The organism is Asanoa sp. NPDC050611, assembly GCF_040654855.1.
Classification (GTDB): Bacteria; Actinomycetota; Actinomycetes; order Mycobacteriales; family Micromonosporaceae; genus Asanoa.
Genome location: NZ_JBFAIU010000001.1, coordinates 23,764 through 38,329, shown reverse-complemented (window position 1 = coordinate 38,329; position 14,566 = coordinate 23,764). Strand labels below are relative to the sequence as shown.

Annotated in this window: 13 protein-coding genes; 10 read left to right on the top strand and 3 right to left on the bottom strand. The window is 70.1% G+C overall.

The window, feature by feature from the left end; all coding sequences use genetic code 11:
• The first annotated feature begins 235 nt into the window (after positions 1-235).
• The 8 genes from AB0H87_RS00170 to AB0H87_RS00135 all read left to right on the top strand — a co-directional run bounded on the left by AB0H87_RS00170 (position 236) and on the right by AB0H87_RS00135 (position 8,407).
• A complete protein-coding gene (locus AB0H87_RS00170) occupies positions 236-460 on the top strand; it encodes a hypothetical protein (RefSeq protein ID WP_360136993.1) in 225 nt (74 codons plus the stop codon).
• 529 nt (positions 461-989) lie between these two features.
• Positions 990-1,820 (top strand): 30S ribosomal protein S2, encoded by an 831-nt coding sequence (gene rpsB / locus AB0H87_RS00165; protein ID WP_360136990.1) that lies wholly within the window; start codon positions 990-992, stop codon positions 1,818-1,820.
• Between the two features lie 69 nt (positions 1,821-1,889).
• Positions 1,890-2,726, top strand: coding sequence for a translation elongation factor Ts (gene tsf, locus AB0H87_RS00160; protein WP_360136987.1), 837 nt, complete (start codon positions 1,890-1,892; stop codon positions 2,724-2,726).
• Between the two features lie 181 nt (positions 2,727-2,907).
• Complete coding sequence (gene pyrH, locus AB0H87_RS00155) at positions 2,908-3,678, top strand: UMP kinase (RefSeq protein WP_360136984.1); 771 nt, start codon at positions 2,908-2,910, stop codon at positions 3,676-3,678.
• A 33-nt stretch (positions 3,679-3,711) separates the two neighbouring features.
• The gene (gene frr, locus AB0H87_RS00150) at positions 3,712-4,269 is read left to right on the top strand and encodes a ribosome recycling factor (RefSeq protein WP_360136981.1); all 558 of its coding nucleotides are present in this window, start codon (positions 3,712-3,714) and stop codon (positions 4,267-4,269) included.
• Between the two features lie 117 nt (positions 4,270-4,386).
• The gene (locus AB0H87_RS00145) at positions 4,387-5,535 is read left to right on the top strand and encodes a phosphatidate cytidylyltransferase (protein WP_360136978.1); all 1,149 of its coding nucleotides are present in this window, start codon (positions 4,387-4,389) and stop codon (positions 5,533-5,535) included.
• Positions 5,536-6,060: 525 nt separating this feature from the next.
• On the top strand, positions 6,061-7,185 hold the full coding sequence (gene rlmN, locus AB0H87_RS00140) for a 23S rRNA (adenine(2503)-C(2))-methyltransferase RlmN (protein WP_360137155.1): 1,125 nt from the start codon (positions 6,061-6,063) through the stop codon (positions 7,183-7,185).
• 43 nt (positions 7,186-7,228) lie between these two features.
• Positions 7,229-8,407 (top strand): DivIVA domain-containing protein, encoded by a 1,179-nt coding sequence (locus AB0H87_RS00135; RefSeq protein ID WP_360136975.1) that lies wholly within the window; start codon positions 7,229-7,231, stop codon positions 8,405-8,407.
• A 359-nt stretch (positions 8,408-8,766) separates the two neighbouring features.
• On the opposite strand, the gene AB0H87_RS00130 is transcribed toward AB0H87_RS00135, so the two are convergent.
• Positions 8,767-8,991, bottom strand: coding sequence for a hypothetical protein (locus AB0H87_RS00130; RefSeq protein ID WP_360136972.1), 225 nt, complete (start codon positions 8,989-8,991; stop codon positions 8,767-8,769).
• Positions 8,992-9,124: 133 nt separating this feature from the next.
• Between AB0H87_RS00130 and AB0H87_RS00125 the strand changes: the two genes are divergently transcribed.
• On the top strand, positions 9,125-10,723 hold the full coding sequence (locus tag AB0H87_RS00125) for a Rieske 2Fe-2S domain-containing protein (RefSeq protein WP_360136969.1): 1,599 nt from the start codon (positions 9,125-9,127) through the stop codon (positions 10,721-10,723).
• A gap of 188 nt (positions 10,724-10,911) precedes the next feature.
• On the opposite strand, the gene AB0H87_RS00120 is transcribed toward AB0H87_RS00125, so the two are convergent.
• Together AB0H87_RS00120 and AB0H87_RS00115 are read right to left on the bottom strand one after the other, a co-directional pair.
• Positions 10,912-11,400, bottom strand: a complete 489-nt coding sequence (locus AB0H87_RS00120; RefSeq protein ID WP_360136966.1) for a GyrI-like domain-containing protein — start codon at positions 11,398-11,400, stop codon at positions 10,912-10,914.
• A gap of 89 nt (positions 11,401-11,489) precedes the next feature.
• Positions 11,490-12,203, bottom strand: coding sequence for a TetR/AcrR family transcriptional regulator (locus AB0H87_RS00115; RefSeq protein ID WP_360136963.1), 714 nt, complete (start codon positions 12,201-12,203; stop codon positions 11,490-11,492).
• A 101-nt stretch (positions 12,204-12,304) separates the two neighbouring features.
• Between AB0H87_RS00115 and AB0H87_RS00110 the strand changes: the two genes are divergently transcribed.
• Positions 12,305-14,476, top strand: coding sequence for an MMPL family transporter (locus tag AB0H87_RS00110; protein WP_360136960.1), 2,172 nt, complete (start codon positions 12,305-12,307; stop codon positions 14,474-14,476).
• The last annotated feature ends 90 nt before the right edge of the window (positions 14,477-14,566 follow it).

The window sequence follows — 14,566 nt, the reverse complement described above, 5'->3', positions numbered from 1 at the left end:
CGGCGGCCGTTACCCCTCGCGGCGGCAACGACGCGCTGACGCGACCGCGGTGGTGCCGCGCTGCCGGGGACGACGTGACGTCGGTCGTTGCCCGTGGTGGCGGCGGCTACGCGGTGGCGCGATCGTCGCGGTGCCGCGCTGCCGAGGACGACGTGACGTCGGTCGTTGCCCGTGGTGGCGGCGGCTACGCGGTTACGCGACCGCCGCGGCGCCGCCGCGCCGAGGACGATCCGCCATGACGTCGGCCGTTTCCCGCCGCCGCCGCGGGGCGGTGGGGGCGGCGGTGCCGGCTGGGCGGCGTCGCGAGGTGTCGCAGGCGATCGTCGCTCGGCTGCTGACCGCGCGGGCGGTGATCGTCGACGTGATCGAGCTGGTGTGCGTGGCCCGGCCGAGCGAAGACACGTATCAGGACGGAGGGAAGGGTCGGGATGACGTACTTGACCGAGGACGAGATGAATGAGCGTCTGCGGCTGGCTCGCGATGCGGCGGCTCGGCGCAGGTCCGAACGGGTCCGGCTCCGCGCGGACTTCGCGGCTTCCCGCAGCGTCGGCCTGCAGCTGAGGCTGGCGACGAAGTTGGCCCGCCTGGATCGGGAGCTCGCGGATCCCCCGGATCCGGTCACACCGCCGTGACCGACGGCCCTGAGGCGTGGGAACCTAGAGTGACCGCTTCGCATATCGGTCGATGGACGACCGCACCCGACATACGCACACATACCGGTCATTACGGCGTGGGTCGCTCTCGCTGAAGCACCCACCGAGGCCGGGAAGGTGCGTGGTGGCAGACGGCGTACACTTGGGTTTTGGCGACCGCCGCAGGGCGGTCGACCTCGCGCGCCCTTCTCGCGTTCGCGTCCTTGTGGCTCGAGGTGAGCGACGGTCCCCTGGTCCCGATCTTGATTGGGCCCACCATGGCCGGCGACTGGGCGCCAGGACGTTCGGCCACCCGGCCGGCGTGACAACCAGGGACAACACGAGGAGCGCCCCACCATGGCCGTTGTGACCATGCGCCAGCTGCTGGAAAGCGGTGTCCACTTCGGGCACCAGACCCGGCGCTGGAACCCGAAGATGAAGCGCTTCATCTTCACCGAGCGTAACGGTATTTACATCATCGACCTGCGCCAGACGCTCGACTACATCGAGAAGGCGTACGACTTCGTTCGCAACACCGTTGCCGAAGGCGGCAGCGTGCTGTTCGTCGGCACGAAGAAGCAGGCGCAGGAAGCGATCGCCGAGCAGGCGTCGCGGGTCGGCATGCCCTACGTCAACCACCGCTGGCTGGGTGGCATGCTCACCAACTTCCAGACGGTCTACAAGCGGCTGCAGCGGATGAAGGAGCTCGAGGCGCTCGGCGACCTCAGCGGCACCGCCGCCGGCTACACCAAGAAGGAGACCCTGCAGCTCTCGCGCGAGAAGATCAAGCTGACCCGCACCCTGGGCGGCCTGCGCGACATGCAGAAGGTCCCGGCCGCGGTCTGGATCGTCGACACCAAGAAGGAGCACATCGCGGTTGACGAGGCCCGCAAGCTGGGCATTCCGGTCATCGCGGTGCTGGACACCAACTGCGACCCCGACGAGGTCGACTTCCCGATCCCGGGCAACGACGACGCGATCCGGTCCGCCGAGCTGCTGACCAAGGTCGTCGCCGCCGCCGTCGCTGATGGGCTGATCGCGCGGTCCGGCCGCGGGCAGCGTGGCACCGACGAGAAGCCGGAGCCGGGTGTGGTCGCCGCTGACGAGCCGCTGGCCGAGTGGGAGCGCGAGCTCCTCGAGGGTGCCGAGAAGAAGGCCGACGAGCCGGCCCCGGCCGCCGCGGAATGAGCTGGTCCCGGGTCCGCCCTACCGGGCGGGCCCGGCCACGACCCCCACTAACCATCAAAAGAGAGAGTCATGGCTGACTTCACCGCCGCGGACGTCAAGAAGCTCCGCGATCTCACCGGCGCCGGCATGATGGACAGCAAGAAGGCGCTCACCGAGGCCGATGGCGACTTTGACAAGGCCGTCGAGGTGCTCCGGATCAAGGGCGCCAAGGACGTCGGCAAGCGCGCCGGGCGTACCGCCGCCAATGGTCTGATCGCCCATTCCGGCCGGGCGTTGCTCGAGCTGAACTGCGAGACCGACTTCGTCGCGAAGAACGCCGACTTCATCGCGCTCGCGCAGCAGCTCGTCGAGCACGCCGAGAAGTCCGGTGTCAGCGACGTCGAGGCGCTGCTGGCCAGCACGCTGGCCGACGGCCGCACCGTCGCCGACACCGTCCAGGAGGCCTCGGCCAAGATCGGCGAGAAGCTCGTGCTCAACCGCTTCGCGGTGCTCGACGACGCCGGCGAGGTCGCGGTCTACCTGCACCGCAAGAGCCAGGACCTGCCGCCGGCGGTGGGCGTGCTGGTGCAGTACGGCGGCAAGGCCGACGAGGCCGCTGACGCCGACGCGCGCGGTGTCGCGATGCAGATCGCCGCGATGCGGCCCAAGTACCTCACCCGCGACGAGGTGCCGGCCGACGTCGTCGAGTCGGAGCGCCGGATCGCCGAGCAGACCGCTCGCGAGGAGGGCAAGCCCGAGGCCGCGCTGTCGAAGATCGTCGACGGGCGCACCAACGCGTTCTTCAAGGACTTCGTGCTGCTGGAGCAGGCTTCGGTCGCCGACAACAAGAAGACCGTCAAGCAGGTCGTCAACGAGGCCGGGATCGACGTCACGCGGTTCGTCCGCTTCGAGGTCGGCCAGGCCTGAGCCGGCTGCGCGCCTCCGTCCGTCCGGGCGGGGGCGCACCACCGGCTGTCGTGCCGGTGGGCCGCGCGGGCAATACGCTCCAGTCGGCACCGGACCGGTGCCGAAGCGACCCGCACCGGAGGCGGTGCGGGCGGCAGCGCACCGGACCGAGCCGGTGCGGCACGCGACGAGAGGCGGTCGGATGACGGACGTGGCAGGCGAGTCGGCGTGGGGAGTCGAAGACCCCACCGCACCGCCTCCCGGCAGGCCTCGCCGGGTCGTACTCAAGCTGTCCGGTGAGGTCTTCGGCGGCGGCATGGTCGGCGTCGACCCCGATGTGGTGCAGGCCGTCGCCCGCCAGATCGCGTCCGTCGTCCGCCGTGGCGTTCAGGTCGCCGTCGTCGTCGGCGGTGGCAACTTCTTCCGCGGCGCCGAGTTGCAGAAGCGCGGCATGGACCGCGCCCGCGCCGACTACATGGGCATGCTCGGCACGGTCATGAACTGCCTGGCCCTCCAGGACTTCCTGGAGAAGGAGGGCATCGAGACCCGGGTGCAGAGCGCGATCACGATGGCCCAGGTCGCCGAGCCCTACATCCCGCTGCGAGCCATCCGCCACCTGGAGAAGGGCCGCGTCGTGATCTTCGGTGCGGGCGCCGGGATGCCTTACTTCTCCACCGACACCGTCGCCGCCCAGCGTGCGCTGGAGATCCGTGCCGACGTGGTGTTGATGAGCAAGAACGGGGTCGACGGCGTCTACACCGCTGACCCGCGAACCGACCCGACGGCCAGCAAGTTCGACTCGGTCACGTTCGCCGAGGTGCTCCGGCGCGGGCTGCGGGTCGCGGACGCGGCCGCGTTCAGCCTCTGCGAGGAGAACGGCTTGCCGATGCTGGTGTTCGGCGCCGAGGGCGACGACACGATCATGAGGGCCGTCGCCGGCGAGCGCATCGGCACCCTGATCACAGCCAACTGAGAGCCACATCCCCAGAAGGAGGCGACGGACCCGGTGATCGACGACACACTCCTCGAAGCCGAGGAGAAGATGGATGGCGCGGTCAGCCACGCCAAGGAAGAGTTCGCCGCGATCCGCACCGGACGGGCCAACGCGGCGATGTTCTCCAAGATCATCATCGACTACTACGGCACCCCGACTCCGCTGACCCAGATGGCGTCGGTCGGCACGCCGGAGCCGCGGATGGCGATCATCAAGCCGTACGACAACTCGCAGCTCGGTGCGATGGAGAAGGCGATCCGCGACTCGGACCTCGGGGTCAACCCCAACAACGAGGGCACCCAGCTGCGCATCGTGCTCCCGCAGATGACCGAGGAGCGGCGCCGCGACATGATCAAGGTCGCGCGGCACAAGGCCGAAGAGGCCAAGGTTGCGGTACGCAACGTCCGGCGCAAGGCGAAGGAAGAGCTGGACCGCCTGGTGAAAGACGGCGAGACCGGGGAAGACGAAGGTCGTCGGGCCGAGAAGGAACTGGACGACCTGACCCACCGGTACGTCACACAGATCGATGAGCTCCTCAAGCACAAGGAGACCGAGCTGCTCGAGGTCTGAGCGGAAGGTTGCCGGAGGTGCAGTAGGCTCGGCACGATTCCTCCTGGTCAGGAGATCGATAGACGAAGGGGGGCTCGGCGACATGCGGCGTTCAACGGCGGGCCCGGTTGTGGGCTGATGTCCTACTCCGACCCTTATTCGAGCGTTGATCCGCATTGGGCGCGGCACTCCGGTGCCGCGCCCGATGACTACGACCGCGGCTTCCAGGCGAACCTCGAGGTCCCGGGCTGGGCGGGGCCGACCCAGCCGGTGCCGGAGACCGAGCCGGGCCGGGACACCAACGGGTTCGCCGCCGATACCGCCCAGCTGCCGCAGGTCACGCCGCGCCCCGACCGCCGCCCCCGTGACAGCGCCGACGCCGCGGACCCCGGCGACGCGGACGCCACACCGCCCCGCCGCCCCGGCCCCGGCAAGCGCCGCGCCGGCCCGGGCCGGCCCCCGACCGTGCAGAAGACCAGCCGCGCCGGCCGCAACCTTCCGGCCGCGATCGGCGTCGGGCTCACCCTCGGCGCGGTCCTGCTCGTCTCGCTGTACGCCTACAAGCCGGCCTTCCTCGGCGTCCTCGCGCTCGCGGTCGCGGTCGGCATCTGGGAGGTCAGTCGCGCCCTGCGCGAGGTCAACTCGCACGCGCCGACGATCCCGCTGATCGCGGGCGGGGTGCTGATGGTCGGCTTGGCCTGGTACGCGGGCGCGGACGCCCTGCTCCTCGGTCTGGTGGCGACCCTGCTGGCCGCGACGGTGTGGCGGCTGGCCGACGGCCCGAAAGGCTTCAGACGCGACCTGACCGCGTCCACCCTGATAGCCGTCTACGTGCCGTTCCTGGCGGGGTTCGCGGCGCTGCTCGCGGTGCCGCCGGACGGCGCCGACCGGGTCCTGGTCGTGCTGATCGGGGTGGTGCTCTCCGACACCGGCGGCTACGCGGCCGGGGTCTTCCTCGGGCGCCATCCGATGGCGCCCACGATCAGCCCGAAGAAGTCCTGGGAGGGCTTCGGCGGCTCGTTGGTCGCGGCGGCGATCGGCTCGGCGATCAGCTGCTACTTCCTGCTCAACGTCGACTTCTGGTGGGGCGCGCTGATCGGCGCGGCCATCAGCGTGGCAGCGGTGCTCGGCGACCTCGGCGAGTCGATGCTCAAGCGCGACCTGGGCGTCAAGGACATGAGCCGCCTGCTCCCGGGCCACGGCGGCCTGATGGACCGCCTCGACTCGATCCTGTTCGCGGTGCCGACGGCTTACCTGTTGCTGTCGATCTTCGCTCCGGTCCGCTGACGGGTCGCACTGCTCGCCGAGCGCTCCGAATGCGGTCCTCTCAGCCCACTGACCGCCGCCCATGGCGGACTGCGCGGGCTCGGATCCGACTGGGGCCGATGACCGTGATCAGCGACCTCTTCGCGGCGGCTGGCCCATTGAGCGAGCGGCGTGGGCGTGAGTTAGGTCATTGCCTATCGCTGGCGACGATGGGTGGGTAAAGCGACGTTTCGGATACGTCGCTGAAGGGTCGTGCCGGGGCTCACATGTCGAATTCGGTGGATGGGCTATTCGCTCTCCGTATATCCGCGCCGTACCCCTCGCGTCACTTCCGACGTCGCATATCCGGACCCTAGGGCGAATTCGCATAAAGAACCGCTTGGTACGCGGACCCGGCAGCGAAGCGGAGCGAGCGGTGCGCGCGGGAGCGAGCGGTCGTGCCCACGACGGACGTGCGTCGATGAATCGGCTTTTGATCTTCTCGTTTTTGTTCTGGCACCCGGGCAGGTGAAGGTGATCGAACAGTCGTGGGAGACTGGAGCCGCCATGACGAGCTTGCCCATTGTTCAGTCGGAGGCCGCTTCCGCCGGGCGGCGGCCGGCCATGCCGCCGCGACACCTTGCCGATCTTGATGTGTCCGCCCGCGAAGAGGCGTTGGTCGCGCTCGGTGAGCCCAAGTTTCGTGCGCGGCAACTGTCGACGCATTACTTCGGGCGGCTGGTGCGTGACCCCGACGCGATGACCGACCTGCCGGCGGCCAGCCGCGCGAAGATCGCGGGCGACCTGTTGCCGCGGTTGTTGACGCCGGTACGCGAGATGGCCTGCGACGACGGCGCCACGCGCAAGGCGTTGTGGCGGCTGCACGACGGTTCGCTGGTCGAGAGCGTGCTGATGGGCTATCCCGACCGGGTCACCGTCTGCATCTCCAGCCAGGCGGGCTGCGGCATGGCGTGTCCGTTCTGCGCGACCGGTCAGGCCGGGCTGACCCGCAACCTGTCCACCGCGGAGATCGTCGACCAGGCGGTCTATCTCGCCGGTGTCGCCGCGTCGGGCGCGGTCGCCGGGTCGCCGCCGCGGCTGTCGCACGTGGTGTTCATGGGCATGGGCGAGCCGCTGGCCAACTACAACCGGGTGCTCGCGGCCGTGCGGCGGTTGACCTCGCCGGCTCCCGAGGGCCTCGGCCTGTCGCAGCGGCACATCACGATCTCCACGGTCGGGCTGGTGCCGGCGATGCGCAAGCTCGCCGACGAAGACCTGCAGGTGACTCTTGCGCTGTCGCTGCACGCGCCCGATGATGATCTGCGCGATGAACTGGTGCCGGTCAACCAACGGTGGAAGGTGGCCGAGGTGCTCGATGCCGCGTGGCACTACGCGGATCGCACGGGGCGCCGTGTTTCCGTCGAATACGCCATGATCAAGGACGTGAACGACCAGCCCTGGCGAGCCGATCTGCTCGGCCGTCTGCTGGCCGGGCGGCTGGCGCACGTCAACCTCATCCCGCTGAACCCGACTCCGGGCAGCCGGTGGGACGCCAGCGCCAAGCCCGTCGAACGCGAGTTCGTCCGGAGGCTGCGCGCGGCGGGCGTGTCGACTACGGTGCGTGACACCAGGGGTCGCGAGATTGACGGCGCGTGCGGGCAGCTCGCGGCGGCCGAGGTGACGACGACATGACCGCGTTCGGGGCCGCGGCCGAGCGAACTAACCAGGAGACATAGTGGCGAGCCAGGGTCAACGATTCCGCCGTCGTGCGCTGCGTCGCGGCTACAAGGTCGACGAGGTCGACGCCTTCCTCGACCGTGTCGAGGCGACCCTCGCCGGTGAGCCCGTCGGCGCGCCGGTCGGTGCGCAGGAGGTCCACGACGTCGTCTTCCGGGTCCGGTTCGGCGGGTACGACGAGTGGCAGGTCGACCTGCACCTCGACCGCGTGGAGCGCCAGGTCGGCGAGCTCGAGGAGCGCAACGGGCGCTTCAGCGGCCCCGACCGGATGGGCCTGCCGGACCGGATGGGTCCGTCCGGACCCCTCGGCCCGCCCGGTGCCCCCGGCATGGGCGGCCCGCCGGACTGGATGGGCCCCCCGGACCGCATGGGTCCGCCGATCGCGGCGCCGCCGCCGGGCGCTTTCGGCCCGCCGGAGCGGCGTCCCGCGGCGATGGGAGGCGGCGGACCGCTGCCGACCCGGCCCGTTCCCAACAACGACCCCTACGCGCGTCCCGGACCGCCGCCGCCGTACGGCGGGTTCGAGGCGCCGCCGCGCGGTTACGACGGTCCGGATGGGCCGCCGCGCGGGTACGACGGTCCGGATGGGCCGCCGCGTGGTTATGACGGTCCGGATGGGCCGCCGCGTGGTTATGACGGTCCCGGTGGCCCGCCGATGGGTGGCGGTGCGCCGGCGATGCGGAGTGGCGGGTTCCCGCCGGACGACGACTACGACGCGCCGGAGCAGCCCGGGCGGCGTGGTCGGATGGACATGACGGCGGAGATCCGGATGCCCGAGCGGGGCGACCTGGGCCGTGGCGGGCCGGGCGGCCCGGGCGGTGGCGGTGGTCCGGCGATGGGGCCCGGCCCCGGCATGGGTGGCGGGCCCGGGCTTGCGATGGGTGGCGCGCCCGGCCCGGGTGGTCCGCCGTTGATGGGCCCGCCCGGCAGCGATCTGGCGCGCGTCGACCAGATGCGGCGGTCGTTCCAGGTGCGGCGGTTCGGCAGCGGGTACGACCCGATGCAGGTGGACCGGTTCTTCGAGGATGTGCTGACCGGGATGACCGGTCGCGGCCCGATCCCGACGACGGACGCCGACTTCGACGCGGCGCAGTTCGGGCTGGTTCCGGGTGGCTACTTCGAGGCCGAGGTGGAGCAGGCGTTGATGGAGGTCCGCGACATCGTTCGGCGGCGTTGAGGTTCTGAGCTTTGTTGACGTCCCGTCCGCCGCGTTCGGCGGGCGGGACGCTTTTCTTTGGGCGCCCGCACCGAGCGGTCTGACCGTCTCGACGGAGTCGTCTCCGATGTGGTGCCAGTTGACCCGATCAAGGGAATGGTTGCGTGACGCGGGCCTGGCAGCGACGCGGAGCGAGCGGTGTCCGGCGGGAGCGACGGTCGCGCCCCCGGCGGACCCGGGAAATCGTGGTTCCTGGTCTGTGACCGCTGCCGAGGCGCGGTCGTGCTCACGCGGAACCGTTCGAACTTTGGCCGCTCGCGGTCAGGACCTTGCCTCGCCGCCTTCGGCGGTGGTGGTCGTGCGGCCGGACCGCCTGTTGGTCAGGAGCGGAGGCCGTTGCGGCGGAGGACCGCGTCGCCGATGACGGCGAGGACGAGGGCGGCGGCGATGCCGTTGAGCCAGATGCGCTCCACGCCGGTGACCTCGTTGTTGCAGAACTGCATCAGCACCAGCGCGATGGCGACGCCGATCGCACCGATCCGGCCGGACCGGCGGTGGCCAGGCTTCCTCTGGTCAGGGGCGATGACCGGCTCGTGCTCTGCCACCTCGTGGCTCCTCCCTCGGGCGTATGCGGAGATCAGTGTGGCAGACCCGTGGCGTCGAGGATCGGGCACCCCGGCTCGTCGGGTAGCGTTTTCGCCGTACCTGACGAGCTTTTGATCTTGGGGGTTTGCTGCCGTGCGAGTGATCGGGACGGGACACGCCAGCATGCGGATCGAGACCCCGGCGGGGAGCATCCTGTGTGACCCCTGGGTCAATCCCGCGTACTTCGCCTCGTGGTTCCCCTTTCCCGACAACTCGCAGCTCGACTGGGAGACGCTCGGGCAGGTCGACTACCTGTACCTGAGCCACCTGCACCGCGACCACTTCGACGCCGCGCACCTGAAGCGCTTCGTCTCGAAGAAGGCGCGGGTGCTGCTGCCGGAGTACCCGACCAGCGAGCTTGAGGACGAGCTGCGCGAGCTGGGCTTCACCGACTTCATCAAGACCGTGTCGGAGGAGGTCGTCGAGCTCGACGGCGGTCTGAAGATCATGATCCAGGCGCTGACGTCGCCGACGGACGGGCCGATCGGTGACTCGTCGCTGTGGGTCGAGTACGACGGCGTCCGGCTGCTCAACCAGAACGACGCGCGGCCGACCGACCTGTCGACGTTCGAGGCGCTCGGCCACGTGCACGCGCACATGCTGCAGTTCTCGGGCGCGATCTGGTACCCGATGGTCTACGAGCTCCCGCAGGCCGCCAAGGCCGCGTTCGGCAAGCAGAAGCGCGACCGGCAGTTCGACCGGACGTGGCGCTACATCGACGACCTGAAGGCGTCGCACGTCTTCCCGATCGCCGGGCCGCCGTGCTTCCTCGACGACGAGCTGTGGAAGTTCAACGACATCTTCGGCGACGAAGGCAACATCTTCCCGGACCAGTCGGTCTTCATGAAGGAGTACGCCAAGGTCGGCGGCACCAACGGCATCGTCCTCCTGCCTGGTTCGGTCGCGGAGATCACCACGTCTTCGATCGAGACGACGCACCCGACCGACGTCGACGAGTTCTTCGCCAACAAGGCCGCCCACCTCGAGGAGATGCGCGAGCGCAAGCGGCCGATCATCGAGGCCGAGAAGGCCTCGTGGCGGCACCCCGAGATCGACGTCCTCAAGGAGATGAAGCGGCGGATCGAGCCGCTCCTCGAGGAGTCGATCTACCTGGCCAAGGGCGTCGGGGGTCCGGTCCGCTTCGACCTGGTCGGCTACGACGGTGACTCGGTCGAGTCGATCGTCGTCGACTTCCCGGGCAAGGAGGTCCGGCGGTACGCGGACGAGAAGGTCCGCTACCGCTTCCGCACCGAGCGTGCGCTGGTCGAACACCTCCTTTTCATCGACGAGGTCGACTGGGTCAACTCGCTGTTCCTCTCCTGCCGCTTCTCGGCGGCCCGGATCGGCCAGTACAACGAGTTCGTCTACGCGTTCTTCAAGTGCCTGTCCGAGGAGCGACTGCAGTACGCGGAGGGCTGGTACGACGAGCACGAGCGCACCACCGACGCCGAGGACATCACGCTCGGCGACTGGGTGGTGCAGCGCCGCTGCCCGCACCTGAAGGCCGACCTGAGCCGCTTCGGCATCGTCGACGGGGACACGCTGCAGTGCCAGCTGCACGGGTGGCGCTTCGACCTGCCGAGCGGGCGCTGCCTGACGGGCGTCGGGCACCAGATCCGCGCGCGCCGGGTCGGCGAGGCCGCACCCGACGCGGAGAGCGACAAGCCGGAAGCCGCCGCGCCCACCGCCTGATCGCTGCTGGGCCCGGCGCCCGCGAACTGCCGGCGCCGTCCAACCACGGCCGTGCCCCGCGGTGCGCGGTACGGCACGAGGGCTGGCAGCGGCGTGCCGGCGTCGTCCCACTGCGGGCCGTGCCCGGGTGCGCGGCACGGCCCGACGCCTACCAGCGGCGCGCTGGCGCCAGCCAAGCGCCGCCCGGGTCAGCGGAGTAGGAAGGCTAGCTCCGTCTCCCACTTGTCGATGGCCACCTCGAGCGGGTTCGAGTGGTAGATCTCCAGCCGGCAGCGCCAGACGTCGCCCGCGGGGGAGTCGTGGCGGTCGAACTCCAGGTCGCGCCCGTGGGCCCAGCTCAGGAAGTTGCCGGTGACCTCGACGAGCTCGTCCGGGTGGCCGACGTGGGTGACCGTGGCGTAGCGGCCCGCGGGTAGGACGTCGGAGAAGATCTCGCCGCTGCCGGCCACCGGCATGCTGACCGGGACGCCGGCCTCGATGACCAGGTCGGCTTCCATGTCGATGACGTCGTATTTGAGGAACGGCGCGCCCGCTGGGGCGATGCCGCGCTCGCGTAGGAAGGCGAACACGTCCGGGATGCGGTCCGCGATGTCGGCGATCGAACTCATCGTCACCGTGCGCTTGATGGCGACGTAGTCCTGCGCCGGACGGTCGGTCACGGTTGGCTCGCTGGTCACGGCCGGTCCCTCCCTCGTGCCTGCATCGACCGGACCATTATGGGCGCGGGCGCCGACAGAAACCGGCCGAGCGACGTACGCGGGACGCCTCAGCTTTTGTCGCCGTGGCCCGTGAACTGATCGACGTAGGCGTGCAGCTCCATCTCGAAGAGCGCGCCCGGGTCGGACACCGCCCAGCGCAGGTGGTGGAAGACCTCCATGGAGACCAGGCCGTAGAGCCGCGACCAGCCACTGAGGAACGCCCAGGCGACCTCGAGCGGCACCTCGTCGCCGTGGCTGGCGCGCAGCGGCTCCAGGTGGGCGGCGAGTTGCTCCTCCATGAGGGACCGCGGCGGCGTCGGATAATGCTCGCGGATCCAGAGCGCGTTGATCGTCTCCATGAACGGGCGGCCGAACTCGACGCCCGGATGGTTCTCCTCGTCGCAGCTCTCCTGGAAGGCGACGATGCCCGGCAGCGGGCTGCCGAGGATGAGCGCGAACTCGGCGGGATGCTCCACCGACCAGTCGCGGAACGCCCTGGCCATGGCCTTGATCTGGACGACCGGGTCGTCGCCGGCGTCGTGCTTGGCGGCGGCTACGACCTCGGACATCTCAAGGTAGAGATCGCCGGCGAGGGCCTCGACCAGCGCGTCGAGGCTGTCGAAATAGCGATAGATGGCGGGCGCGGTCATGCCCATCTCCCGGGCGATCGCGCGCAGGGAGATGGCGTCCGGGCCGCCGGTGACCAGCAGTCGACGGGCCTCGGCCTTGATCTCGTTGAGGGTCGAGGTGCGCAGGCGTTCACGCCGCGTCGGCGCGCTCAATCGCGAACCCCCTTGACTGCTGAGAACGCCGTTGCCATAGTTAACGGCGTTCATCTTCCTAACGCTGTTCGTCAGTTTTGCACAGATCTCTGGGGGGATCCATGTTCGCGTGGTGGGGGCGGGCGGTGGTCCGGTTCCGCTGGCTCGTGCTGGCGGCCGCGGCGGTCCTGGTCGTGCTCGGCGCGGCCTGGGGCAGCGGGGTGTTCGGCGCGCTGACCGGCGGTGGGTTCGACGATCCCGGGTCAGAGTCGACGCAGTTCCGCGAGCGCACGATCGCCGAGCTGGGCAACCAGGACGTCGACGTGCTGGTGCTCTACTCGTCCGGCACGGCGGCCGTCGACGACCCGGCGTTCCGCGACCCGGTGACCGCGACGCTGGCCAAGGTCCGCGCGTTGCCCGAGGTCGCGAGCGTGACCAGCTTCTACGACACCCGGTCGCCGGCGCTGGTCTCGACCGATCGCCACGCCACCTACGCGATGGTCCAGCTCAAGGCCACGGACCCGGATGCCAAGACGACGGCGTACGAGGAGATCGAGCCGTCGTTCGCCGCGCCGGGCCTCACGACCCAGCAGGGCGGGACGGTCCCGTTCCTCCACGACGCCAACAAGCAGACCAGCGCTGACCTGGCGCGGGCCGAGACCTTCTCGCTGCCGGTCCTGCTCGTCCTGCTGATCCTGATCTTCGGCGGCCTGGCCGCGGCCGCCACGCCGTTGATGATCGGCGGCATCGCGATCCTCGGCTCGCTGGTCGTGGTGCGCTTGATCAACGTGGTCACCGACGTGTCCGTCTTCGCGGTCAACATCATCACGTTGATCGGGCTCGGCATGGCGGTCGACTACGCGCTGTTCATCGTCAGCCGGTTCCGCGAGGAGTTGGCCGGTGGACACGAGCCGCCCGCCGCGATCGCCCGCACGATGGCGACCGCGGGTCGCACGGTGCTGGTCTCCGGGTTGACCATCGCGCTGGCCCTGGCCAGCCTGCTGATCTTCCCGCAGGCGTTTCTCCGCTCGATGGGCTTCGGTGGTCTCGCGGCCGTGCTGGTCGCGATGCTGGCCGCGCTCACGGCGCTACCTGCCCTGCTCGCGGTGCTCGGCCTTCGGATCAACGCGCTACGCGTGCCGATGCCCTGGCGGCGGCGCCGGGAGCGCGCCGGCGGCGACGGCGCCTGGGCGCGGATCGCGCGGAGCGTGATGCGCCGACCCATCGTGTACGCCGCCGGCGTCATCGTCATCCTCGCCGTGCTCGCGTCGCCGGTGCTGCGGATCAGCTTCGGCGGGTTCGACGAGCGGGTGCTGCCGCCGGGCGCCGAGCCGCGCGCGGTGTCCGACGCGATCAGCGCCGACTTCGCGGGCGGCACCGTGGGGCCCATCGAGGTGCTGGTCTCGGGCGGCGGTCAGGCCGAGGCGCAGCGGGTGGCGTCCAGCATCACCGCGCTGCCCGACGTGGCCGGGGTCCAGGTGACCGCGTCGGAGGGCGCGTCGTCGCTGCTCAACGTGACCTACGTGGGCGAGTCGACAGGTGACGCGGCGCAGGGTGTCGTCCGCGCGATCCGCGACCTGCCGGCGCCCGCGGGCACCGACGTCCTGGTCGGCGGTCGCACCGCGGCCGACATCGACCTGATCGACAGCCTGATCGCGCACCTGCCGTGGATGGCGCTCATCATGGCCTCCGCGACGTTGATCCTGCTGTTCCTGGCGTTCGGTTCGATCGTGCTGCCGATCAAGGCGGTGCTGATGAACCTCGTGTCGATCGGCGCCTCGTTCGGCGTGGTCGTCTGGGTCTTCCAGGACGGGCACTTGTCCGACTTCCTGGGCTTCACGCCGACCGGGTTCATCGAGCCGAGCAACCCGATCCTGATGTTGGCCGTCCTGTTCGGACTGGCGACGGACTACGAGGTGTTCCTGCTGTCCCGGGTACGCGAGGAATGGGACCGCACCGGCGACAACACCGCGTCGGTGGCCTCGGGCCTCCAACACACCGGCCGGATCATCACGGCGGCCGCGCTTCTGCTGATCGTGGTGGTGGCCGGCTTCGCGAGCGGCGGGATCGCCTTCATCAAGTTGATCGGCGTCGGCATGATCGTGGCCATCATCGTCGACGCGACCCTGGTCCGGCTGCTGCTGGTGCCGGCGACGATGCGACTACTAGGCCGCCTGAACTGGTGGGTGCCGGGTCCGCTCGGCGCGATCTACCGCCGGTTCGGCATCCGCGAGCTGGAGCCCAACCCGGCCACGGCGGCCAAGGAAGAAGCGTTGGCTGGCAGCGGCCGCTGACGGGGTTTCGCGCTCGCGATGGGCCTAGGGAGGCGTCAGCCCGGACCCGTGTGCCAGCCACCTGCCCAGCGGCGGTGGTGAGGTCGCGGC

Coding starts and splice junctions, on each gene's coding strand:
- AB0H87_RS00145 (WP_360136978.1), top strand. CDS start 4,387: ATGTCCTACTCCGACCCTTATTCGAGCGTTGATCCGCATTGGGCGCGG.
- AB0H87_RS00110 (WP_360136960.1), top strand. CDS start 12,305: ATGTTCGCGTGGTGGGGGCGGGCGGTGGTCCGGTTCCGCTGGCTCGTG.
- rpsB (WP_360136990.1), top strand. CDS start 990: ATGGCCGTTGTGACCATGCGCCAGCTGCTGGAAAGCGGTGTCCACTTC.
- tsf (WP_360136987.1), top strand. CDS start 1,890: ATGGCTGACTTCACCGCCGCGGACGTCAAGAAGCTCCGCGATCTCACC.
- rlmN (WP_360137155.1), top strand. CDS start 6,061: ATGACGAGCTTGCCCATTGTTCAGTCGGAGGCCGCTTCCGCCGGGCGG.
- AB0H87_RS00170 (WP_360136993.1), top strand. CDS start 236: ATGACGTCGGCCGTTTCCCGCCGCCGCCGCGGGGCGGTGGGGGCGGCG.
- pyrH (WP_360136984.1), top strand. CDS start 2,908: ATGACGGACGTGGCAGGCGAGTCGGCGTGGGGAGTCGAAGACCCCACC.